At 36.8% G+C, this 24,060-nt stretch carries 19 protein-coding genes and 1 pseudogene; 11 read left to right on the top strand and 9 right to left on the bottom strand.

Annotated elements, in window-relative coordinates; all coding sequences use genetic code 11:
- Positions 1-27 precede the first annotated feature (27 nt).
- Positions 28-1,392, bottom strand: a complete 1,365-nt coding sequence (locus BTO23_RS14105) for a TrkH family potassium uptake protein (protein ID WP_060992349.1) — start codon at positions 1,390-1,392, stop codon at positions 28-30.
- A complete protein-coding gene (locus tag BTO23_RS14100) occupies positions 1,389-2,051 on the bottom strand; it encodes a potassium channel family protein (protein WP_060992348.1) in 663 nt (220 codons plus the stop codon). The genes BTO23_RS14105 and BTO23_RS14100 overlap by 4 nt, the downstream gene beginning before the upstream one ends.
- Before the next feature lie 330 nt (positions 2,052-2,381).
- Between BTO23_RS14100 and deoD the strand changes: the two genes are divergently transcribed.
- From deoD to BTO23_RS14075, 5 genes are all read left to right on the top strand, one after another.
- Positions 2,382-3,092 (top strand): purine-nucleoside phosphorylase, encoded by a 711-nt coding sequence (gene deoD / locus BTO23_RS14095; RefSeq protein ID WP_060992347.1) that lies wholly within the window; start codon positions 2,382-2,384, stop codon positions 3,090-3,092.
- Between the two features lie 54 nt (positions 3,093-3,146).
- Positions 3,147-4,616 (top strand): hypothetical protein, encoded by a 1,470-nt coding sequence (locus BTO23_RS14090; protein WP_061003846.1) that lies wholly within the window; start codon positions 3,147-3,149, stop codon positions 4,614-4,616.
- Positions 4,617-4,624: 8 nt separating this feature from the next.
- Positions 4,625-5,602 (top strand): sugar-binding transcriptional regulator, encoded by a 978-nt coding sequence (locus BTO23_RS14085; RefSeq protein WP_061003845.1) that lies wholly within the window; start codon positions 4,625-4,627, stop codon positions 5,600-5,602.
- 120 nt (positions 5,603-5,722) lie between these two features.
- Complete coding sequence (locus BTO23_RS14080; RefSeq protein ID WP_061011786.1) at positions 5,723-7,192, top strand: tetratricopeptide repeat protein; 1,470 nt, start codon at positions 5,723-5,725, stop codon at positions 7,190-7,192.
- Positions 7,185-8,768: a diguanylate cyclase gene (locus BTO23_RS14075; RefSeq protein WP_105063829.1), complete on the top strand. Its 1,584-nt coding sequence runs from the start codon at positions 7,185-7,187 to the stop codon at positions 8,766-8,768. The genes BTO23_RS14080 and BTO23_RS14075 overlap by 8 nt, the downstream gene beginning before the upstream one ends.
- A 149-nt stretch (positions 8,769-8,917) precedes the next feature.
- Here BTO23_RS14075 and BTO23_RS14070 read toward each other — a convergent pair whose 3' ends face one another.
- Both BTO23_RS14070 and BTO23_RS14065 read right to left on the bottom strand, forming a co-directional pair.
- Positions 8,918-9,109, bottom strand: coding sequence for a hypothetical protein (locus tag BTO23_RS14070; protein ID WP_060992342.1), 192 nt, complete (start codon positions 9,107-9,109; stop codon positions 8,918-8,920).
- 479 nt (positions 9,110-9,588) lie between these two features.
- A complete protein-coding gene (locus BTO23_RS14065; RefSeq protein ID WP_105063828.1) occupies positions 9,589-11,328 on the bottom strand; it encodes a bifunctional metallophosphatase/5'-nucleotidase in 1,740 nt (579 codons plus the stop codon).
- Positions 11,329-11,598: 270 nt separating this feature from the next.
- Here BTO23_RS14065 and BTO23_RS14060 point away from each other — a divergent pair, with 270 nt between their 5' ends.
- A complete protein-coding gene (locus tag BTO23_RS14060) occupies positions 11,599-13,233 on the top strand; it encodes an ATP-dependent endonuclease (RefSeq protein ID WP_061003839.1) in 1,635 nt (544 codons plus the stop codon).
- A gap of 65 nt (positions 13,234-13,298) precedes the next feature.
- Here BTO23_RS14060 and aroG read toward each other — a convergent pair whose 3' ends face one another.
- Complete coding sequence (gene aroG, locus BTO23_RS14055; RefSeq protein ID WP_060992339.1) at positions 13,299-14,351, bottom strand: 3-deoxy-7-phosphoheptulonate synthase AroG; 1,053 nt, start codon at positions 14,349-14,351, stop codon at positions 13,299-13,301.
- 252 nt (positions 14,352-14,603) lie between these two features.
- Here aroG and BTO23_RS14050 point away from each other — a divergent pair, with 252 nt between their 5' ends.
- The 4 genes and pseudogenes from BTO23_RS14050 (at position 14,604) to BTO23_RS14035 (ending at position 17,852) form a co-directional block, all read left to right on the top strand.
- Complete coding sequence (locus tag BTO23_RS14050; RefSeq protein WP_105063827.1) at positions 14,604-15,350, top strand: amino acid ABC transporter ATP-binding protein; 747 nt, start codon at positions 14,604-14,606, stop codon at positions 15,348-15,350.
- 4 nt (positions 15,351-15,354) lie between these two features.
- Positions 15,355-16,149, top strand: a complete 795-nt coding sequence (locus BTO23_RS14045) for an amino acid ABC transporter permease (protein ID WP_105063826.1) — start codon at positions 15,355-15,357, stop codon at positions 16,147-16,149.
- 78 nt (positions 16,150-16,227) lie between these two features.
- Positions 16,228-16,974: pseudogene (locus BTO23_RS14040) on the top strand (transporter substrate-binding domain-containing protein); the annotation flags it as partial.
- A 5-nt stretch (positions 16,975-16,979) separates the two neighbouring features.
- Positions 16,980-17,852, top strand: coding sequence for an amino acid ABC transporter permease (locus BTO23_RS14035; RefSeq protein ID WP_061011799.1), 873 nt, complete (start codon positions 16,980-16,982; stop codon positions 17,850-17,852).
- An 81-nt stretch (positions 17,853-17,933) separates the two neighbouring features.
- Here BTO23_RS14035 and BTO23_RS14030 read toward each other — a convergent pair whose 3' ends face one another.
- From BTO23_RS14030 to BTO23_RS14020, 3 genes are all read right to left on the bottom strand, one after another.
- On the bottom strand, positions 17,934-19,796 hold the full coding sequence (locus tag BTO23_RS14030) for a methyl-accepting chemotaxis protein (protein WP_061003833.1): 1,863 nt from the start codon (positions 19,794-19,796) through the stop codon (positions 17,934-17,936).
- A gap of 193 nt (positions 19,797-19,989) precedes the next feature.
- Positions 19,990-20,670 (bottom strand): hypothetical protein, encoded by a 681-nt coding sequence (locus BTO23_RS14025; RefSeq protein WP_060992333.1) that lies wholly within the window; start codon positions 20,668-20,670, stop codon positions 19,990-19,992.
- A 102-nt stretch (positions 20,671-20,772) separates the two neighbouring features.
- Complete coding sequence (locus BTO23_RS14020; protein ID WP_060992332.1) at positions 20,773-21,678, bottom strand: LysR substrate-binding domain-containing protein; 906 nt, start codon at positions 21,676-21,678, stop codon at positions 20,773-20,775.
- A 192-nt stretch (positions 21,679-21,870) separates the two neighbouring features.
- Here BTO23_RS14020 and focA point away from each other — a divergent pair, with 192 nt between their 5' ends.
- Positions 21,871-23,334, top strand: coding sequence for a formate transporter FocA (gene focA, locus BTO23_RS14015; RefSeq protein ID WP_060992331.1), 1,464 nt, complete (start codon positions 21,871-21,873; stop codon positions 23,332-23,334).
- Between the two features lie 88 nt (positions 23,335-23,422).
- Here focA and speG read toward each other — a convergent pair whose 3' ends face one another.
- Positions 23,423-23,944, bottom strand: coding sequence for a spermidine N1-acetyltransferase (gene speG, locus BTO23_RS14010; protein WP_060992330.1), 522 nt, complete (start codon positions 23,942-23,944; stop codon positions 23,423-23,425).
- Between the last annotated feature and the right edge of the window lie 116 nt (positions 23,945-24,060).

Raw genomic sequence — 24,060 nt, 5'->3', positions numbered from 1 at the left:
ATAAGTTCCGGTATTATGTCTATACAATTAACCCGTTAATACATTCTCTTCAGGGTATTTCACACAAGACTTCTCAGGTCTTGCTAACATATAGGCCAATGTGAGCGGCCCAATACGACCAATAATCATCACAATAACCATAATAAACTTACCTGCTTCAGATAGATTTGCCGTTAAACCCGCCGTTAATCCAACAGTAGCAAACGCTGAAATAACTTCAAACATGACTTTATCAAACCCTGCTTTCTCTGTAAGCATTAAAGAAAACATCGCAATAGAGAGTAATAAACCACTTACAACAATAATAGCTAATGACTTAGTTACAATTGGCCACCCAACCGTACGTTTAAACATTACTACATTTTTCTTTTGACGTAAGAATGTCCACGTTGCTACTGCTGCAACAGTAATCGTTGAAACTTTCAAACCACCACCTGTTGACGTAGACCCCGCCCCAATAAGCATTAAAATAATCATAATTAACAAGGCAGGTTGTGTGAATTGAGTTAAATCAACACTATTAAAACCAGCAGTTCGAGCACTTGCTGATTGAAAAAAAGCCGCTAACCACTTATCCCCTGCAGATAATGACGCTAATGTATTTGGGTTATTGTATTCAAGAACATAGAAAAATAATGTACCTATTAATAACAAGGTTGGTGTCGCAATGATCATTATTTTTGTATGCAATTGCAAACGACTGAACCCCTTTGAACTGTTTTTTACTAAATCAACAATAACCGTAAAGCCCAGTCCACCACCAATAAACAGAAATGATAACGTTAAGATAACCAGAGGATCACCAACGTAGCCCATTAAACTGTCTGAAAATAATGAAAAACCGGCATTATTGAACGCTGAAATAGAGTGAAATGCCGCATAAAATAATCCTTTAGCGATGCCAAGATCTGGTATCCAACGGAAAGATAAGATAATCATACCTATCAATTCAGCCACTAAAGCAAAACAAATTATACTTTTTATTAATTTGCGTAAGTTTACTTTTTTTTCTTGCCCTAACGCTTCTTTTGCTAACGCTTGCTGACGTAAACTTAAACGTAGACCAAATACATAAAGCAGAACTGCTGATAATGTCATTTGTCCTAAGCCACCAATTTGCATCAAGAACATTAAGACAATTTTACCACTTACTGTGAAATGAGACCCTGTATCCACGACTCCTAAACCAGTCACACTGATCGCAGAGGTTGCTGTAAATAATGCATCCATAAAACTTAAACCAGATACTGAAAATACAGGCAACGTCAGTAATACCGCAGACGGCAATAAAATAGCTAGAAACGAAAAAAGAATGATCTTCGGTTCTGACCATTCCTTTGCTTTTTGGCTATTCTTTATCGGAAATAAACCGCGTTTAGGTAAATAACTCATAAGCTTCTGATTTTTTTAGCTAGTTTATCTTCAGGGCCAACAATAATTAGAATGTCTCCTATCTCTAATACCTTACTATGCTCTGGTGCACTCTCTATTTCAGGGCCACGTTTAAGCGCTAAAATCTTCACATCCGACATTTGACAAAAATCTAATTGATCGAGTGATTTACCCATATTCTTTCCACCAACCACAATTTCTGTCATTGCAAGGCCACTACCCAGTTGGTGAAACTCAAAGACTCGTTTATCTAGCATTTTTCTTGCAACACGTATTCCCATGTCCCTTTCTGGCAAAATAATATGATCCGCTCCAATTTTAGTTAAAATCTTTGCGTGGAACTTATCGTTCGCCTTAACCCATACCGTTTTAACACCCGCTTCTTTTAATACTAACGTAGTTAATATACTCGCGTTAATGTCAGAACCAATGGCAACCATTACCATATCGTACTCATCAAGCTTTAATTCTGAGATGGTTTCTTCATTTGCACAGTTAGCCACAATCGCGGTAGAAACAAAGTCAGTGGCCTTTTTTACTCGCTCTTCATTAATATCAATCGCCAGCACTTGTGAACCATATTGATGCAATTCTTCACAAACGGTTAATCCAAAACGGCCTAAGCCTATTACTGCGTATTGTTTATTCTTTGCTTTCATCAAATTCACTCACTTATTTCATTATGATAAAAATTACCTCTGGCATCATCCTCCTACAAGGTAATAAGTTCAATCTAATTGAGAATTAACAATAAGGAAACTCAAGCCGAGTATTAAAGCTAAGACCCCACAAAAGGTTGCGATTGCTCAAACACTTTCAACAATTTTAGTTATCAACATTAAAAATAATGTAAAATCAACAAGAAAATGTGACATCAATCTCATGACACCTTAAAATATAGGCTTAAAATAGCCACATATCGAACAAGATTGTTCAACATTTTTAGTTACACTGAATTTAATTTCAATTTTTAGACTGGAGACCTTATTATGGCTACCCCACACATTAATGCACAAGTTGGTGATTTCGCAGAAACAGTTTTAATGCCTGGAGATCCATTACGCGCAAAATTTATTGCTGAAAACTTCTTAGAAGACGTAACGCAAGTATGTGATGTACGTAATATGTTCGGTTACACTGGTACATATAAAGGTAAAAAAGTATCTGTAATGGGTCACGGTATGGGCATCCCATCTTGTTGTATCTATGTTCATGAATTAATTGCTGAATTCGGTGTGAAAAACGTTATTCGTGTTGGCAGCTGTGGTGCTGTACACGATGACGTTAAATTAATGGACGTTGTTATTGGTATGGGTGCTTCTACGGATTCAAAAGTAAACCGTATTCGCTTCAACAACCACGACTTCGCTGCAATTGCTGATTTTGGCTTGCTAGAAACGGCTGTTGGTCAAGCTCGTGAACTGAATGTACCTGTAAAAGTAGGTAATGTGTTCTCAGCGGACCTTTTCTACTCTCCAGAAGCTGATCTGTTCGACAAAATGGAAAAATTAGGCATCCTTGGTGTTGATATGGAAGCTGCTGGGATTTATGGTGTAGCCGCTGATTTAGGTGCAAAAGCCCTAACAATTCTAACGGTTTCAGACCATATTAAACGTGGTGAAAAACTAAGCTCTGAAGATCGTCAAAAATCATTCAATGACATGATGACAGTAGCACTAGAAACAGCGATTAAATTATAATCATGTTTGCGCCAGTATTTAAGGCTGGCGCTTAAAATCTATAAGGGGTGTCTAGTGCCGACTGAAAAACTGCCGTTGGCTGCTAAAGGGTTACAACTCAATTTTTGTAAAACATTGGCGTGTGACAATTTTGGTGATAGCGATGAACAACATTACTTAGTTCAACGCACGAACCCTAAGCGACCTGCATTAGTTTGCCGGAAATGTGGCGCTTTTCCTCCCTTAATCAATAACAATGAAGTATTGAATGAACTTGCACGTCAGCGTACTGTGCAATCTCACTCATTACCCTCTTGTAATAACCCTGCCTGTGAGCATCTTGGTCTTGATGTATTAACTCATCGTGAACTTTATCATGCATTTGGTTACAGTGGTGATCGTCAACGTTATCGTTGTAAATCCTGTGCATCAACCTTTGTTGACAAATGGTCAGGGGAGAATCAAAAAAGTTTAATCCAACAAAAGATTTTAGGTTTTTTATTTACTGGTTATTCGGTACGTGAAATTTGCCGTCGGTTACATATAAACCCTAAAACCTTTTACGATCATATAAATCAAATCGCTAATCGTTGTCGACGTCATATGTCTTTATTTGACACAAGACTGCAACACGATAGAACAGAAATACAACTGGCATCAAATGCTACTCCACTACAGCCATTAAGTAACAATGGTGTGTTTTGGTATACCACAGCCGAAATGAATTCAGGCTATGTTATCGCTCAACATATTAATTATTCAGAATGCGATAGCCCAGGAACTCAACTTGATCATGACCCTTTTAATGATGGAGCACAGTTTTTGTCTAACACTTTTATCGGTGAGGCAAACTCGCAGCCAACGTTGACTTCAAATTCAATTTTTAAACGTGTTGATAATAAATACCAAGAAATTTTAGCCAGAGCTAATGTGGAAGATCCACTGGGTAATTATGTCTCACTTAATTACCCATCAAAAGGAGCGTTAATTCGCCCTCCTTATACGTCGTATGCACATTTTTTAGAAATACAGCAAGCGTTTTCACATTGTAATTCTATTGAAATTTATATGCCTCAAGAACCTATGCTGCGGTCAGCAGCCATGTCTGTTTTTTTAAAGCGCATTAAAGAAAATAGCATTGATTTATTGTACGTAACTCAAGACCCAGCCTTTCCTCTTGAAGAAAGTGGGGAGAAAATTGATATCCATTTAGTTGGTTGGTGGCGTGATCGTTGGGCATTTACTGAAGTTAATGGCCAACATAAAGGTATTTGTCACCTTAATGGGGCAGAGAACAATGAGGTCTATTGGTTAAAACGAGCTTCTGCGACAACCGCAAAAGACTATCAAGACCGCTTCTATACTCAATTTACAAGCTTAGTTGATGAACCAAGACGGAAATTACGCCCTGCGAGTTTACTTCCACTACTCGATATATTCAGAGCGTGGCATAATCTCTGCCATCAAGATAAACTTGGCATCACGCCAGCACAAAAGTTAGGGCTGATTTCTAAACCAATCACTCTTGCAGAATTATTAAGTTAGGACAAGCTATGACCCTATTGCCTTCTCAAGATCACACCGAAAATACCGATATGCTCACTGAAATCGCAATCCTTTATTATCAAGAAGGAGCAACTCAGGAAGAGATATCAAAGAAATTTGGATTATCTCGAGCCAAGGTTGGTCGTATGCTGAGAAAAGCTCGAGAAGAAGGTATTGTTGAAATAACAGTAAAATTCCATCCAGTTTACAGTGCCCAACTAGAGCAAAAATTGGTCGAAAAATTTAACTTAAAACGAGCGTTAATCACCTTAGATCAACCAAATACAAATGAACAACGTAAACAAGTTGCCGCATTAGTGAGTTCTTATTTAAACAATAACTTACAAGATGATATGGCCGTCGCTGTGGGCCAGGGCCAAAATGTTGCCGCAGTTGCAGACCACGCTGGAATTGTTTCACATCGTAATGCTCGTTTTGTTTCTGCGATTGGCGGTACTCACCGCAGTGGAGATATTATTAATGCCGATCACATTTGTCGTCGATTAGCCAAAAAATACGGCGGCAGTAGTGAAACACTATACGCTCCTGCTTATGTTAATGACCCAAATTTACGCTCGGCATTTATGGGGCATGCAACAATAAAAGAAACCTTAAACCAAGCACGTAAGGCAGAATTTGCCCTTGTTGGTATTGGTGATATGGATGAAAATAGCCATATGGTTAAATTAGGTTTCTTTACTCCAAAAGAATTTGTTGAAGCTCGCTTAAATGATGGCATTGTTGGAGATATCGGTGGCTTTGATTTCTTTAAATTAGACGGAACAAACGCAGATACACTAATGCGTGGACGAGTTATCGGCCTCGAAATGGAAGACCTACGCCAGATATCTAATGTTATTGCTATGGCGAGTGAAAGCCGTAAAGCACTCTCTATTATGGGTGCATTACGAACCGGCGTTATTGATGTACTTGCCACCAGCGTAAGTTGTGCAATGGCGTTACTTAACCTTGCTGAAAACGAATAACCCCTCTTTTAATATTTATCGACACTTCTCTTATTAACTAGATCGCACATCCAGAAAATAGTTCGTGACATCAATAGATTAGCCATATTATATTGATGTCACTAACAAGGAAGAGTCATAGTGAAACAATCGAAAGATCAAATCATCTCCCAACTCAAAGCATTAGAGTTAATCATTGAAGATGATACCGAAAAAGTAAAACAAGATGCCGAGCAACTATTGTTGCTTTCAGAAAAAATTCATTTTAAATATGGTACTGCATACTCAAAATTAATCATTTCAACCGCCCAATGGCATTTAATGCAATATCATGCCGGCTTTAAAGTCGCTAAAGAGTTATTGCAACTCCATCAAGAACTTGAAAACGATGATTTACTCCCAACAATTTTACACACGTTAGCACTTCATTCATGGGGGCAAGCGAAACTATTTTCAGCCCAACAATTTTGGATAAGAGCATTAGAACAAGCCTCCTTACTCGGCGATAACGAGGTCGAGATCGAATCCCTTATTGGCCTTGGTAATATTTGGAGAATGACAAATAGCTTAAAAGATGCCGACTCCACTCATAGTGTTGCAGCACAGCGAGCCAATTATTATCGGATCCCTCATTTAGAAGCTAAAGCATACATTTTACAATCATGGGATAATTATTTATTGCATGACTTTCAAAAAATGCTACCTATTTTATTAAAAGCCGAACAGCTACTCACCCATAATACGAACCTTACTTGGAAAGCGGAAATTTATGATTTTAGAGGGCTGGCCTTCCTCGGTTTAAATGATCTGAACTCCGCTCAGCAATGTTGTAGCTTTTCCCATCAACTATCATTGCAATATAATCTTGTGTGGATGAAAGCACACTCTGCAATTAGTTTAGCTAGAATTGCTTCTGCTCAATCACATTTTGATCATGCTTATGATTTATTGACTGAAGCCGAAGTGATTGCACAGCAATTTGATAAAGGAGAGCTCCGCTCTCAAATATGTCTTGAGCAGTCACGAATTGCTGAGCTAACAAAAGATCACGAGCATGCTTTGTATTCTTACAAACGTTATCGTCAATACGAAATCACGTTATTACAAGAGCAATCCAATTGTTTAGGCCGAGATAAAACAAGCAGCTCTAAAGAACAATTAGATATGCGAGCAAAAAAATTAATCAATCGCATTAAAGTTCAATTAGAGTTTAATAGTATCTCTTCTCTGACTTATTTATTGCCTTTAGAAAAATGGTTGCAAAACATTCAATCGATCCTCTCTAGCTCTTTAAATGATGATTACCATCTGATAACCATAGTGGACCCATCTGAAGATAAAATAAATAACCTCATACTATTAGGCCACCATTATTGTAAGCATGGGGATAGTATTACTCGCTTAAGCAATACTGAAATTATTCTATTAATTAATGAAAACAAAAAGAGAACAAAAGACATTGCGCATTCTTTATCTTCATTATTTGCCTCTTATCCATGGTATCGATATTCATTAAACTCATCTGTACCTACAATTCATGACTTTAGTCTGCATGAAATTACAACTCACCCTATTTTATCTCACATGCATATAGAAGATCTTTATGGATAGCCTTTTAACTCGCATAGCAGAGCAAGATATAAACTTAGTTACATTAAACTCTCAACAATCATTAACGCTTTGGGGGTTTATCGCTGAGCACTTTACTGAATCTGACTGTGAAAAAGCCTATGCATTGTTAATGTGCTCAGAATTTGAAGTACAATCGAATAAAACTAGAAATAGTATTGTTCACCTACAACGCGCATTGTTACTTTTGTCTCTACCGCAAGATAGTGAGCTAATATTACAAGTCTATTCTTCTCTCAGCTATCGCTATACAGATATTGGAGAGTACCAAAATGCCTTAGATCATTTATATTCTTTATCTAAACTGGCTGTAGAGCATGGAGATAATGAATTCTATATTCAATCAATCTTAGGTATTGGTAATTTATGTTCTATTTATGGTGATCATCTTAAAGCCTTACGCTACTACCAAAAATTAGACGCTCTTAGCTCAAGTATTAAAAGTAACAATCTATCTTTACGCTATAGACTCTATACTGTTGCATGCCTATTAGATTTAAACCGCTTATCAAAAGCTAAAAAACTCTTAGAAGAGTGTCAGATCATTCAATATGTTTCAGATGATGCTCAGCTTGTTGCTCAAGTTCAATTGTATTCAGCAAAACTACTAAGATTACAAAACTCCCCTCAAGCAGCACTTAATCAATTAATCGCATTTAAGAGAGAATACTCAAGTATTCATACTTTCCCATGGCTAAATAAGTTGTTTTCGATTGAAACTGCATATTGCTTAATTCAATTACAGCGTGGAGAGCTGGCTGATGTCATCATCTCACATCAATTAAAACAAACTAAAAAGTATTCTCAAGGCTACTACATTCGCCAATTACTTGATGTAAAAAGTGATGCCCTCGCTAGTTATAAGAGTTTCTCTGAAGCACTGCTTTGTGAAAAAGAAGCACATAGTCTTACGGTAGATATCATAAGAAACTTCCCAATAAACGAACTTGGTAACCATTCATTAAGGCGCTTAACTCGCTTAGAACTTCAATTGCGCTTAAATATTTCTGAATCTGAAAATATTAAACTCAAAAAAGTGTCTGACCAACAAAAAGACACCGTTGCCAGGCTTCAACAAGACGTTTTTCATGACAGTCTAACTAAGCTATTTAATAGACGTTGGTTTGAGACTACTTTTGTAAATGAAATTAAACCGTCTCTAGAAGGGTATCAACTATTAGTTATTGATATTGATAATTTCAAATCAATAAATGATGAATATTCTCACTTAACTGGTGATGTAATTTTAAAAATAGTTAGCAAAATCTTACAAGAGAGTATTGGCTCATCGCACTATGTAGCTCGCTACGGCGGAGAAGAGTTTATTCTTATTATTACATCAAATAATACTAAACATGGTGAAGAGATTGCTGAAAACTGTCGAATAGCGATTGCTAATTTTGATTGGCGAGAAACATTAAATGAACGGACTGTCACCGTCAGTATTGGGTTAACTAAGAACTTAAAAAACGAAGATTACAAAGCGACATTTTTACGAGCGGATAAAGCACTATATCAAGCAAAACGTTCAGGTAAGAATAAAGTCTGTATTTATTGAATTATATCAATTCACATAAATCCCTATAATCAGAGTGATTGCGATTATAGGGACTCCAGATAGAATACTAATGTAATAATTATCTATTCTATTTATTACATTGGTATAAAAAAACCAGCACGAATGCTGGTTTTTTTATTTTCGAACACTTAACGATATAAACCTAAGTCTCTTTGTAAATGTTCAGATAATTCTGAAGTGTAGTGCGTAGATGTTACTTGACCTTTGCCAAATAAAACATCAACAAAATGAGCAATCAGTCCTTTGATAGTTACTGAATAGGCCTTCTTTTCCAAAGAAGAAGTAGCGATGTTATTAATATTCATTGCTGCTTGTGCCATGATTGCCTCACTTAAAAAGTCATATAATGTTTGATGCAGAGATAATAAAACTAAACTTATTGCTCAAAAAATGACTTTTTCTGCAAACTAATATTAGTTTTTCTAATGTAAAATTTACATTACACTTCAATCAAATAAAATGACTAAATAGTCAAAAACAAACCACAAAAAAGAATAAAAAACCAATTAACATATATTTAACACCAACTCTATGCAGTAATTTTTTAAATTTAGTTTATAGATAATAAAAGTGAGATAAGTTTTATCTATTGTTTAAATCCCTTAAATACAAAAAAGCTCTCTAAATTATATTAGAGAGCTTTTTATTATCCAGAAAACTGAACAAAGTATGCGATAACAGCCCAAGCAAAAAACCAACCCACGACCAAAAGCTTATCTGACCAATCACTACCCATAATCTACCTATTTAACTCTATTAATAACTCATCTCAGAGATAACAAAGCAAAGGTCGTGCCATTTATAAAATTACTGACTCATTTCTATAATATTGATTCAGACACTCTATAGGTTTAGCTAAATTAGGGTAATGTTCTAAATAATCAATAAAGCAATCAGCCATAGAAAAAGGCGTTGTTATCAGCATATCTTCACGATTCATTAAAGGACTGTAGCCCTCTTTCCCCTTAATTGTATAAGCTGTTGAAGTACCAAAATATATTTGTTCATCAATAACAGGTAGCCACCCCATAATTGAGCTATAAATACTAAACTCTGTGATACGTTTGCCACTTGGTTTTGCCGCATCATAACAATAGCGTAATTGAGATACGTATGGAAAACTGCCCGAACCACTGCCAATAACTCCATTATCTGTGGCGTTATCAATCGCACCTTCTATAGCTGCTTTTAAATACTTTCCTTTAAGGCTATAAATGACAATTGGGATAGCAAATGGCAATACCTTTCCGGCAATATCTGCATAAGTAATTTCACCTTGATTAAGCCCTGCCCTTACCCCCCCAGCATTGTGCATAGCAAATTGCACTCGGTTATCTATTTGATGAGCTTTAGAATAAAACGCTTCTACAACCCAAGGAGCAATATCACTTTGACCTTTCTCATCGGGGATACGACGATGGGATAAGTCCTCAACACACTGACCAATAACTTGTTGTGATAAGCGTTCAACTTCTTTTCTGTATTTAGCAATAAGTAATGCTTCTACATTAGGAGCTTTCTGACAAAAAACAGCATACTCAAAAGAACTTAATTCTTGAATAATACGTGAAAGATCATCTTGCTCAACTTGCTGACTGCACGCTTTATTTTTATATGCAACATTATCTAAAAGTAAGGTATTTTTACCACTAAAACTCAGGAGTTGACCATCACTACTGTATTCTAAATCACAATAGCCTAATGCGAGTGCATGACATCCAGCTTGAACAATATATGTATTATTAATTTTCTCACCATAGTTTGCTCGTGCTTCTAACCCTATCTCCGTAAAATCACCTTGAAGAACATGACTATGGCCGCCAACAATAAGATCAATACCAGAAACTGCTTGTGCTAGCTGTTTATCAGCTTCATAGCCCAAGTGGCTAATAACGATAGCGTTATTTATTCCTCGATTAGAAAGATGCTGTATCGTGTTTTTTGCAGTTTCAATTGCATTAATAAATGGCGTGTCAGCATCTGGGCTTGCGAGTATTTCCATTTGGTCAATAGTTAAACCAAAAACAGCCACATCGATTAAACCGACTTTCTTAACCATATATTTAGCAATTCGTAGATCACTATCAAAATCTAAAATACGATCCTGATGCTTTAATCCATGCCCTTTAGATTGGTCTTCTTGGCTTAAATCCCAATTCCCCATCAAAATTGGAAACTGTGTATTAGCAATGAATTCACTGACTAATTCATTACCCAAGTCGAATTCATGATTACCTAAAACCATACCATCAAGCGGAAGTTGATTTAATAAGTCAGCATTGGCTTTACCTTTATACAGCGAAAAATATAAAGTACCTTGAAAACAATCCCCAGCATGAAATAACGCGACCTCACCCTCTTGCTGTTTTTGTTCTTCTGAGAGAATCGAAATTTGATGAGATAAACGAGAAAAGCCACCACATTTAATATAAAACTTATCTAATCCATCGCAGTTTAGCGCGATAACAGATTCATCAAAGTAAGAATGCGTGTCATTGATGTGCATCACTCTCAATATATTGCTCTTTTGGTTTTTCATTGTCTATTTCCTTTCTAGAGCAAACAAATATAACGTGAAAAAGATATCAGCAAACCACCTCTAAAACCACACCAAACCAAGAATGAATCGGTGCTTCTGGCAGATTTAACCTCAGTTAACTCATTAAGGCGGTTAGATTTTACGAAGTGGTTACATCTATAACGACTTGTTTTAATATCAAAATCATTGATAAATGTGACTCCTACAATGCTCTACTTTGTGTAATTGCTATATAGTTATTTGTATAAGTGTCTCTAATGAGGAAGTATTATGCTCTTAGAACGAATAGAAGTATCAGGCTTTAGAGGTATTAAGCGCTTATCCCTTTCATTTGAACAATTAACAACGTTGATTGGTGAAAATACTTGGGGTAAATCATCCCTGCTTGATGCTTTATCAATTGCTCTCCCTGTTTCTGGAGAACTTCATCAGTTTACGTTAAAAGATTTCCATCAAGACCACTCTATTTCTTATACCCAAGATCAGCATATTCAGATAATTATTAGCTGGAAAACTACAGAGAAAAATGAACATAGAGCAGGCCGCTATAGAAAACTCTCTAGCCTATGGCAAAGTAGCACTAGTGATCATTACCAACGAATTTATTACCGTATTAGTGCGACAAATAATGAAGGAAAAATCACCTCATCAAGCTCATTCTTAAATAGTGACGGAGAAATCCTTCGTTATCATAAGATTGAATATCTCATCACTGAATTAATGCGCCTTCATCCCGTTATTCGTATACGCGATTCACGACGACTCAACCTTGAAGAAGTGGCTGAATCAATTCCTAACGATAGAATAGAGCGTCGAATAAATAATACTTGTCGCCGTTTAATGACAGCACCAGGGCAAGTAAATAGCGGCGAAATAAAAAGTGCTCTTCACTCTATGCAGTCATTGGTAGAGCATTACTTCGCTTTTAAAAATCATAAAAGAAATACCCCACATAGAATTCATGATGACCTATTTTTTGGCCAAAAAACAGAAGGCGTTTCTTTATCTCAATTCATTAACCAAAACAAAAATAAACAAACAAAACTACTTTTACTTGGGCTCTTAAACACCTATTTAAGAGCAAAAGGCCCTAACACATTAAAAAAATCAGCAAGACCATTAATGATTATTGAGGATCCGGAAGGCCGCTTACACCCAACACAATTGATACAAGCGTGGTCTTTGCTTAACCATATTCCGATGCAAAAAATACTCACGACAAACAGCAGTGAATTACTTAGTGCTGTTCCTTTATGTTCTATTCGTCGTCTAGTTAGAGAATCTGATTCTACGTCCAGTTATTCCGTATCACCAACCAACTTATCGCGTGATGATTTACGTCGAATTACTTTTCATATTCGCTTTCAAAGGACCAATGCATTATTTGCGCGTTGTTGGTTATTAGTTGAAGGAGAAACAGAAGTTTGGTTATTTAATGAAATGGCTCGAATTTTGGGTTATAACCTTGCGGCAGAAGGTGTCCAAATCATTGAGTTTGCTCAATCTGGCTTAAAATCACTGATAAAAATAGCAAAAGCACTTCATATTGAATGGCACGTGGTGACAGATGGCGATCCTGCAGGAAAGAAATACGCCTTTGCAGTGAAGAGTCAATTAGATAACGAGCATGAGCGTCATAGATTGACGGAATTACCCCACAAAGATATCGAACACTATTTGTATCATAATGGATTTGAAGATCTATTTAGAACACTGGCCAATATAACCAAAGATCAACCAGTACCTCCGAAAAAAATCATAATTAAAACGTTAAAAAAATTCGCAAAACCCGATCTTGCATTGGCAATAGTACAACACAGTGAAGAGTTAGGACCTGACAGCATCCCACTACTATTACGTTGGACACTCAAACGAACGGTTACAATGGCAAAAGGGCAAGGATAAACAATCTAGAAAAAACAAAAACGCCAGTCACTTTATGTCACTGGCGTTTTTATATTTAAAAAATACTACTTATTGCGACGAGCGCTCACTGCATCTGCTAATTGACGAAGTACTGTTTCAGTATCATCCCAACCAATACATGCATCAGTAATTGATTGGCCGTAATTTTCAGCTTTACCATCAACAAGGTCTTGACGACCTTCAACTAGATGGCTCTCAATCATCACACCAAATACGGCATCTTCACCACCCGAAATTTGACCACATACGTCATTAGAAACAATCATCTGACGTTTAAAGTCTTTTGAACTATTTGCGTGGCTAAAATCAATCATCACTTTTTCAGGTAAACCAGAAGCGGCAAGTTGCTCTTTCACTGGTTTAACGTGCTCAGCACTGTAGTTTGGCTCTTTACCACCACGAAGAATGATATGACAATCAGGATTACCTGCCGTTTCGATAATTGCAGAGTGACCGTATTTAGTTACCGACAAGAAATGGTGAGAAGAACCCGCCGAACGGATTGCATCAGTAGCGATCTTAATATTACCATCTGTTCCATTCTTAAATCCTACAGGACAAGATAAACCTGAAGATAATTCACGGTGTACTTGTGATTCTGTAGTACGAGCACCAATAGCGCCCCAACTGATTAGATCGCCCATGTATTGCGGTGTGATCATATCTAGGAATTCACCAGCAGTAGGTAAGCCCATATCAGTAAGATCAAGCAGTAACTTACGTCCCATACGAAGGCCATCATTTAATTTATATGAATCATCCATGTACGGGTCATTAATCAGACCTTTCCAGCCTACTGTAGTACGTGGTTTTTCAAAATACACACGCATTACCACTTCAAGACGATCACCTAACTCATTACGTAATGTATTAAGTTTAGCGCCGTATTCTAACGCGGCTTTAGTATCATGAATTGAACATGGTCCAATAATAACAAGAAGACGATCATCGTCACCTTGTAAAATATTATGAATCGCTTGGCGAGATTGAAATACCGTTTTTGCTGCGACTTCGGTCGCTGGGAATTTCTCTAATACAGCAACAGGCGGTAATAATTCTTTTACTTTATTAATTCGTACATCATCAGTTTGATACATCTTTATGCTTCCATCTATTTATGCAGTATATACTCTGTATGCTGCATGTTTATTCTCCATGCTGTTAACGTAACGTGTCTTGTGATGTTGTGCAACGGTTAATTTAATATAAATTTCACCTCACCTTATATTTGACATTAACCACACATAAGCACTCATTTCGGTTAAAAATAAATCAACTAATGAATTATCACTTTTCTAGCTTTATGAATATGTTACAGTAAGTTAAGTAACTAAGTGCTAGGATGAATTGTGACTAATAATAATACAAAGAAACCCAATATCATTAGCTTTGAAACGGTTGATAAATACTACGGACAATTTCACGCATTAAAAAACATCAATCTCACGATTAGTGAAGGGGAAAAAGTCGTTATTTGTGGTCCGTCAGGCTCAGGTAAATCGACCTTAATCCGCTGTATCAATGCATTAGAATCAACTCAAGGCGGTACTCTTACCCTCTTTAATCAACCTCTTTCTTCTAAGCAATTAATGAAAGGTGAAGTTGGCATGGTTTTTCAACATTTCAATTTATTTCCGCATCTCACTGTATTAGAAAATCTTACTCTTGCACCGATGAAAACCTTAAAACTGTCAAAACAAGAAGCACACCAACGTGCATTGACCTATTTACAACGAGTCAACATCGCAGAACAAGCAGATAAGTACCCATCTCAACTCTCTGGTGGACAACAACAGCGTGTCGCAATTGCTCGCTCACTTTGCATGGAGCCTCAGGTTTTGCTTTTTGATGAACCTACATCCGCACTTGATCCAGAAATGATCAGCGAAGTATTAGATGTTATGTCCGATTTAGCAAAAGATGGAATGACCATGGTGTGCGTTACTCATGAAATGGGCTTTGCTAAAAAAGTGGCAGATCGTGTTGTGTTTATGGATGAAGGTGAAATTGTTGAAATCGCCAAGCCTCAGCAATTTTTTGAAAACCCACAGCATCAACGAACTCAACATTTTTTAAATCAAATTTTAAGCTATTAATATTATGCGCCGTTTGATAACTATTTTATCTCCTATTTTTTCCGCACTACTGCAAATCACGTTATTGGGCATCGCCCTTTATTGGATACTAGACAGTGGCGCACAGGCCATGAACTATCAATGGCAATGGGATCGCGTTCCTGATTATCTGTTTTTCTATGAAGATGACGAATGGTTTCCTGCCGAGCTTATCGAAGGTCTATTAGTAACGCTCAATATCTCAGCGATGAGTGCTATTGCGACTCTTTTTATTGCCTTGGTTACCGCTCTGTTGCGCTTATCTGACTCAATTGTCGGGCGAACTATCGCTACTTGCTATATTGAAATAATAAGAAATACTCCACTACTGGTACAAATCTATTTATTGTATTTTGTCTTCGGCCCCTTTTTAGGGCTAGAAAGAACAACAACCGCTATTCTTGCACTCGCGTTATTTCAAGGAGCGTATACCGCTGAAATATTACGCTCTGGTTTGGTTAATTTACCTAAAGGACAATTAGAAGCATGTAAAACCTTAGGTTTATCCTCATTTAATAGCTATCGCTACGTAGTATTACCTCAAGTGATCAGAAATACACTTCCTTCTTTAACTAACGAATTAGTTTCTTTAGTGAAAAACTCTTCTATAGTCAGTGTGATGGCTATTTTTGATTTAACCACTGAGGGGCGTAATATTGTCTCAGATACCGCAATGCCATTTGAAATTTGGTTCAGTGTCGCTGCCATTTATTTACTTATCACGTTAACACTTTCTGGGCTATCCGCTTGGTTAGAACATCGAATGCATAATGCACATTAAGGGAGAAACATACGCATGAAGCAATTATTACTGTCATTTCTTAGCTTGAGTCTACTGTTTAGTAGTTCAGTATTTTCAGCTACCTCATCAGATAGCACTCCAAATGTTGATAAAATCAAAGACAGAGGCACACTTAAAGTAGGCTTAAGTACTTTTGTACCTTGGGCAATGAGAAACAAGCAAGGCGAACTTATTGGTTTTGAAGTTGATGTAGCCAAGCGTTTAGCAAAAGATTCTGGTTTAAAAATTGAATTTATTCCAACGGCTTGGGATGGCATTATTCCATCTCTTATCTCAGGTAAATTTGATGTTATCATCGGTGGATTAACCATTACTGATGAACGTTCTAAAAGTGTTTTATTTACTATTCCTTATTCTCATTCTGGTGTTCAAGTTGCCGCAAATAAAAAAATGACGGAAGGCTTTACTCGTGAACAATTCAACTCTCGTCGTGTAAAATTTGCTGCACGTCGTGGTTCTATTACCGTAGCAGCAATTAAAGAACACTTCCCAAAAGCGAAAGTTCTTCAATTTGATGATGATGCACAAGCATTCCAAGAAGTATTAAATGGCAATGCTCATGCAGTTGCAGCTTCAACACCTAAACCTGAATTCGATACAATTAAATACTCGGATATCTTATATTTACCATTTGAAGAACGTTTGTCTCAAGGTAATGAAGCCTTTGCTGTTCGTCTTGGCGAAGAAGATAAAAAAGCTTACTTTGATGAATGGATCAAAGCTCGTACTGAAGATGGTTGGCTACAAGAGCGTTATGATTATTGGTTTACTAGCCTAGATTGGCAATCACAAACAGCGAACTAAGAACTATGCAGCAAAGAGTGTCTTTAAAATTAAATCGATTAGATTGGATATTGCTAGCTATTATCGCCAGTTTTATCTTTTGGTTATGTGTAAAAGAGAGCGGAAGTCTTGCTTATCATTGGCAATGGTCTCGCGCTCTCAATCTGCTGTTCACTCATAAAGCAGACGGCTCATTACCTTATTTCTTCGATGGTATATTTTCAACATTACGCCTCACATTTTGGGGGATGCTCTTTGCTCTCGTCTTTGGAATTCTACTTGGCTTAGGTCGTCGTTCTCCTCTAGCTATTATTAGGGCTATCTCAAACAGTTACATTCAACTTATTCGAAATATTCCACCATTAGTCTTTATTTTTATCTTCTACTTCTTCATTGCTAATCAGCTTGTTCCTCTCTTTGGTCTTGAGTCATTACTTCGAGAGCACAATGGTGACATTAATATCGTACAGTCTTTTCTATTTGGCTCTGCTAATTTATGGGAAAACTTAATTGCGGGAGTGCTCTGTATCGGTATGATTTCAGCAGCTTATATTGGTGAAGTGGTTCGTTCTGGTTTAGATGCGATTCCACAAGGGCAGCATGAGGCAGCAAGAAGCCTAGGATTATCAACTTGGGATCGCTACCGTTATATTATTGCACCTCAGGTATTTAAAGTAATTATCCCTCCTTTAGCTGGACAATGTATTTCATTAGTTAAAGATTCTTCAATTATCTCATTGATCTCAATACAAGAACTCACCTTTGTTGGGACTGAGATTGCAAACTCAAGTGGAATGATATTTGAAATTTGGATAATTGTAGCGCTCTGCTATTTTGTTCTTTGTTTTAGCTTATCTCGTCTTTTTTCTTATTGGGAGAAAGACAAAACTGCATTGTAAACGCTAAAAATAAGAAAGCTCAGAACAACTCCTGAGCTTTCTTTATTAACTATCAATTTTATTGATACTGAATAAGTTAACTTACACTGTAAATTTATTCATGATTTTTTCTTGATTCCCTACCAACTCAACTTGCTCATTAATAGCGATACCCGCATTCTGCGCAGCTTCATGTACCAATATCGACAAGTCTTTAATATTCACAGTCTTACCATTAATTTCTTCGGCAACTTGGCTTTGCTCTTCTGCTGCTGAAGCAATATGAATGTTCATATCATTAATTTGTTGGATAGTTTCTCTGATTTGCATTAATGCTTCTGCTGTTTGCTGTGCTTTATCTACTGTTGATTCAGCACGCTGCTGACTACTTGACATTGATGCTGATACTCGTGATGCACCCGATTGCAATTGATCAATCATACTTGCAATTTCAGTCGTTGATTGCTGCGTTCGTTTAGCTAATGTCCTAACTTCATCTGCTACAACCGCAAAGCCTCGCCCCGCCTCACCAGCTCGTGCCGATTCAATGGCAGCATTCAAGGCTAATAAATTGGTTTGTTCTGCAATATCGTTAATAACTCGTAAAATAGTGCCGATGCTGTCTGTCGCTTTCTCTAGTGACTCCACCTCTACAACTGCTTGGTTAATATTGTTAGATAATTCAGTGATTTCATTCGATGTTTGCTCAACAACGGTCATCCCATACTCAGTGGCATCATCGGCTTTTTTAGCGTATTCCGCAGCATGTTGCACATTACCTGCTACATCAACAGACGTAGCCGCCATTTCATTCATTGCTGTTGCCAACTGCTCTAATTCCATCATTTGCGTATTCATCGCACTTGCGGATTCTTGAGCACCAGATGAAATCAATTGAGTTCCCCCCATTAATTTATGACTGAGCTCTTTTGTTTCAGTAACTTGACTCTGTAGGTTTTCAACGAATTGATTAAAACCACGAGCTAATGGTTCAAACTCTGGGTCAATCTTAGTATCTAAGCGTTGAGTTAAATCAGCTTCACCAGAAGCAACATTATTAATCGCTTCATTTAATACTTGAACAGGACGAATTAAGCGAGAAAGTAAAGCCAACATAATACTAATAGCAATAACAACCGCGATTAAAGAATACAAAATAGATGTCGTGCGTAATTCATTTATGTGCTCAAAGATCTTCGCTTGATCAACAACAACGCCGACTGACCACGTTTGGCCTTCTATTGGTGTAAAATCAACATTATAGGTACTCCCTTCTAGCTCTAAAGACTGCATGCCTGAACGCAACTCTAGATTAGGTAAAAAGTCATTAAATGACTTACCATTATATTTGCTATTAGGGTGAGCAATTACGGTTCCATCTTGATCTACAATAAATAAGTAACCAGCACCAAATAATTCAACTTGATTGACTAAATCAGCTAAGCGAGAAAGGCTTAAATCAAAAAATAAAGAGCCTTTAAACTGACCGTTTTCCTCAATAGTTGTAGCTATGGATATAAGAATATCTTTTGTTGCCGCATCTTCATAAGGAGCAGTAATGAGCGTCTTTCTTAACTGCTTTGAATCTATATACCAACTCCTCGCCCTTGGATCATAATCAGAAGGGTTCCAAGAAGGATCATTACCTAAAAAGGTTCCATCTTCAAAACCCACCCCAGCAAGAAGAAAAGCGTTTTTTATTTGTGGTTGCTTTAATACTGTCGACATTGAATCTGGCGTTGGGTTCGCTTTAATCATCGCTGTAGCATATTCGGCAAGCATCTTCTTACCTGATAACTCTGAAGTCACGGTATTACGAACACCATCGACGATTTCTAAAATGCTCGACTCTACTTGACGTTCAACTTCTTTTTTCATATTTAAATATTGAACGACGCTTAAAACTGATAGCGTACAAACCATTATTACAGAAAATGCTGCAATAATTTTATGGCGAAACTTCATAGATATTCCCTATATTCAGTAATGAATTCTTACATTACTCCACACAATCTATGATTATTGATCACTAATAAAGCACAAATTAACACTTTTGCAACAGCTGTCTCATTTATAATAAGCATAAAAAAACAGCTAACCCTCTCGGGTCAGCTGCTTCTATTGATATTTCAAACAGTTATGATATTAAGTAACTAGATTAGTCAATTTGTTGAATTTCTTCTAATCTCTTAGTGTTCACAGTAAAGACTCTGAACATAAAGATTGTATTCATCATTGATAAAACAACCTCACATACAGAGAAAAAGAAAGACAATGCAGCAGATTTAAGGCCAATTAAGCTAAATGCATACTCAATTAACCACATTAACCCTGTTGTAAATCCAAAGATAATTACCAGCCCCTTAAAAAGAATCCAATAATTGTCTTTCGTTTCATGCCAACCTAACTTTATTGCATCTAACGTTTTCTCTTTATAAAGAACACAGTAAATCTCAGTAAAAGAAAAACGAGCCATTAAATATAAGCCTGGCAGTACTAACGCAATAAAACCAGTTAATACCGCTGCACCTAAAATAATATTCATTAATACAAATGAAAACCAAGTACTTGCTGGAATTTGATACAGCTGGCTAAATGGAACACGGCGTCCATCAAACGAATAAGCAATGTAATAAAGAATTGCACCCTTATAAAATGGGTAGATAGTTAAGATAAACAGCATGTAAATTAAGAATTTACCTGAACCATCCTCTTCATTAAAGCTCAATGCAATTCCATTTGTAATTAAAGCAAATGGCAAAACAAGAATACAGAAAGCGATGAAATGCTTTTTGAAGTAATTAAAGCTATCCATCAATAAAACTGATAAGGCTGGCATCTCTTTTTATCCCTAAATATATTTGTTTAAATTGTGAGTCTCTATTTTTATGAGAATAACAAATATCAAACCAACTAAGAAGCCGATTTTTATAAAGAAATACTAACGTATAACATTATGGCTTTTAATCATTCGGATCCCTTCACGACGAATACAGCTACTGATCGGGTTTTGATCCATACTTGCACGCCAAATGAAGGATAATGTTCGCTCCATATTGAGTTCAGGAACATTTAAAGCAACTAATTCACCGCGCTCTATGTATTTCACTACATCTAGGTAAGGTAAACAGCTTAAATACTGTCCATTTGCAACAAGAGTTCTTAATACTGGTACGTATTCATATTCACGCCATACATCTAAATCAGGAATTTTATCGTGAATAGCACTATCAAAAATAGTTCGAGTTCCTGCGCCATGCTCTCGTAATACCCATTTAGCCTGTTCAAGCTGCGCCAAACTTACTTTTTCATGCTTAGCAAAAGGGTGATGAGCTGCTGCGACAATGATTAGATGATCTTTACAAAAAACTTCTTGATGAATACGGCTATCATCACAACGTCCTTCAATAATCCCCAACTCATATTTGTAATCAAGCACACCATTGATGATACCAGAGGTATTTTTCACCCCTAAAGATATTCTAATTTCTGGAAAGTCATTATCAATATTACTGATAAGGTTTGGAACTAGGTGTTCTGCTGCTGTCTGACTCGCGCCTAAAGATATCTCACCACTAATTAAATGCTGATCATAAAAGCCTAATTCAATCTGCTGTGCATCATGAATTAGCTTCTTTGCTTTAGGTCGAAGCCATACGCCCCAATGCGTTAGTGCCATTCTCTTTCCGTGGCGTTCAAATAAAGAACGGCCCAGCATTTTTTCTAACTGTGACAATGACATACTCGTTGCCGACTGAGTCAAGGACAATAGCTCTGCCGCCTGACTCACACTCCCTGTTGTTGCAACTGCATCAAAAACTGCCAACTGTTTTAATGAATAACGCATAACCATCTCTTTTATAAGAACTTATTTTGAAAGAATAATACCACTTTAGAGCCATCAGTAAAACTGATATAGAACTTAAAAACAATCAATTTTACCTCGACGTCATTTACTCATAATCTAAATGGGCTCAAGCAAGACAGGTAATTATCTTTTGCTTGGGCTTATTAATAACCAATGACTTAAGGAGGACAAATGAGCGCTAATCTCAGTCCAAATACTAGTGGACAATTTAATCCCAGTGAAATGATGGACCAAGCGGCTTACTACGCTCTTGCTAAATCAAAGAAGCCGACCAGCATGGTCATAGGCTTAGCCATAATGGCAGGTGTATTTATCGGGATCGCCTTCATTTTCTATATAACAGTAACGACTGGGAATGCACAAACTGGCTGGGGGATTAGCCGTTTTGCTGGAGGTTTAGCGTTTAGCTTAGGATTAATTCTTGTTGTTATCGGCGGTGGTGAGTTATTTACCAGCTCCGTACTGTCAGCGATTGCCGTTGCAAATAAACAAATCAGCTTTGGAAAGATGTTAGGTATATGGGGCAAGGTTTACATTGGTAACTTTATTGGTGCCACCCTACTACTTGCACTTGTTGTTTCTGCTGGGATGTACCAAAACGATGGTGGTCAATGGGGATTAAACGCACTAAATATCGCTCAACATAAATTACATCATCAACCATTAGAAGCATTTGCTTTAGGTATTTTATGTAACTTGTTGGTGTGTTTAGCGGTTTGGCTAACTTTCTGTTCAACGAATATGTTAACAAAAGCAATCATGGTTATTCTTCCTGTTGCTATGTTTGTTAGCAGTGGCTTTGAGCACTGTGTTGCAAATATGTTCATGGTTCCACTAGGTATTGCAATTCAACAATTAGCTCCACCAGAGTTTTGGCTTGCTGTTGGCGCATCACCTGAACAATACGCAGATTTAAACATTATTAACTTTATTACTGCCAACCTGATTCCTGTGACATTAGGAAACATCGTCGGCGGAGCTGGATTAGTTGGTTTAGGTTACTGGGCTATTTTTTCTCGCCCACAATTAAACGCAGTACCAGCATCACAAATCACACCACTTTTCACTGATTCAGACACTAAGGAAATAACTGAAATGAACGCGAATAAAACAGTAAATCAATTTATGGATATTAACGCTTACGTACTTCACCCTGAAATGCCTGTTGAAATTGCATTGGATAACTTATTAGACCGTCACCTTTCTGGTGCAATTGTTATCAATAGTCACAATGAAGTGGTTGGTTTTTTCTCTGAACACGATGTATTAGTTGAATTATGGTGTGAAGATTACCTACCAGAGAAAGGTCGTACTGTTGCTGATTTAATGAAAACGGATATCACAAGTATTTCATCAAAAGATACTCTACTTCAACTAGCTGAATTCTACGCTATTGATAAACCAAAACTATACCCTACAACAGACATGGGAATTGCAACAAGCTACAGCACATTATCAATAAATGATCGTGCTCGTGATATGCGTATTGCTAAGCCTCGTATCTTGCCTGTTATTGATGATAACAAGTTTGTTGGTGTAGTTACTCGTGAAGACGTTGTTACTCAACTACGTGCGATTTACGGTGAGCGTATGCAAGCGGTAAAAACTGAAGAAACTGATGCTATCGTTGCATAACCTTAAAATAAAAATATAACAACACAGTTGGTAAACAAGGGGCTTCTAAAATAGAAGCCCCTTTATGTATCTAAAATTTACATCGTTATTATTTTCGGTTTTCTAAATACTGATCTTGAAGAATATACATACGTTTAATATCGCAATATTCTCCATTAACAAAAATCTCTTGTACTAAATGCCCTTCTTCAGCAAAGCCACATTTTTCATAAAGATGAATCGCTTTATCATTATTTACAGCAACGTGTAGATAGACCTTATGCAAGTTCAATATTGTAAATGCGTAATTTAAAGCACGATGAATTAAGCCTCGTGCGTAGCCATTGCCTTGAAAATCAGGAGCAATAATAATTTGAAACTCTGCACTACGGTGAATGCTATTAATTTCAACCAATTCAACTAAACCAATAGACTGTTGATCATTATTTTCTGCAATAAAACGGCGCTCTGTACTGTCATGAATGTGCTTACGAAATAAATCCTCAAGCTCATAGTAAGACTCGTAAGGTTCTTCAAACCAATATGACATTATCGATCTGTTGTTATTCAACTGATGGATAAAACGTAAATCGGTCTGTTCAAGTGCGCGTAGTCGAATGTCATTGTTCATTATAGTTATCCATTAACTAATAAAATAATAGTCATCACAAACGATATTATCCATATTGTGATCTGCAGAAAATACCACTATTAAATAAAAACGGAAATAAATAAATGCACATAAAA

It is taken from the genome of Aliivibrio sifiae (assembly GCF_002954715.1).
Taxonomy (GTDB): Bacteria; Pseudomonadota; Gammaproteobacteria; order Enterobacterales; family Vibrionaceae; genus Aliivibrio; species Aliivibrio sifiae.
The sequence above is the reverse complement of the archived record's forward strand: the minus strand, read 5'-3'. Positions and strand labels throughout refer to the sequence as shown.

Bases quoted from the DNA above. Each gene is read 5' to 3' on its own strand.
- BTO23_RS14105 (WP_060992349.1), bottom strand. From the start codon at position 1,392: ATGAGTTATTTACCTAAACGCGGTTTATTTCCGATAAAGAATAGCCAA.
- BTO23_RS14100 (WP_060992348.1), bottom strand. From the start codon at position 2,051: ATGAAAGCAAAGAATAAACAATACGCAGTAATAGGCTTAGGCCGTTTT.
- deoD (WP_060992347.1), top strand. From the start codon at position 2,382: ATGGCTACCCCACACATTAATGCACAAGTTGGTGATTTCGCAGAAACA.
- BTO23_RS14085 (WP_061003845.1), top strand. From the start codon at position 4,625: ATGACCCTATTGCCTTCTCAAGATCACACCGAAAATACCGATATGCTC.
- BTO23_RS14075 (WP_105063829.1), top strand. From the start codon at position 7,185: ATGGATAGCCTTTTAACTCGCATAGCAGAGCAAGATATAAACTTAGTT.
- BTO23_RS14070 (WP_060992342.1), bottom strand. From the start codon at position 9,109: ATGGCACAAGCAGCAATGAATATTAATAACATCGCTACTTCTTCTTTG.
- BTO23_RS14065 (WP_105063828.1), bottom strand. From the start codon at position 11,328: ATGAAAAACCAAAAGAGCAATATATTGAGAGTGATGCACATCAATGAC.
- BTO23_RS14060 (WP_061003839.1), top strand. From the start codon at position 11,599: ATGCTCTTAGAACGAATAGAAGTATCAGGCTTTAGAGGTATTAAGCGC.
- aroG (WP_060992339.1), bottom strand. From the start codon at position 14,351: ATGTATCAAACTGATGATGTACGAATTAATAAAGTAAAAGAATTATTA.
- BTO23_RS14045 (WP_105063826.1), top strand. From the start codon at position 15,355: ATGCGCCGTTTGATAACTATTTTATCTCCTATTTTTTCCGCACTACTG.
- BTO23_RS14035 (WP_061011799.1), top strand. From the start codon at position 16,980: ATGCAGCAAAGAGTGTCTTTAAAATTAAATCGATTAGATTGGATATTG.
- BTO23_RS14030 (WP_061003833.1), bottom strand. From the start codon at position 19,796: ATGAAGTTTCGCCATAAAATTATTGCAGCATTTTCTGTAATAATGGTT.
- BTO23_RS14025 (WP_060992333.1), bottom strand. From the start codon at position 20,670: ATGCCAGCCTTATCAGTTTTATTGATGGATAGCTTTAATTACTTCAAA.
- BTO23_RS14020 (WP_060992332.1), bottom strand. From the start codon at position 21,678: ATGCGTTATTCATTAAAACAGTTGGCAGTTTTTGATGCAGTTGCAACA.
- focA (WP_060992331.1), top strand. From the start codon at position 21,871: ATGAGCGCTAATCTCAGTCCAAATACTAGTGGACAATTTAATCCCAGT.
- speG (WP_060992330.1), bottom strand. From the start codon at position 23,944: ATGAACAATGACATTCGACTACGCGCACTTGAACAGACCGATTTACGT.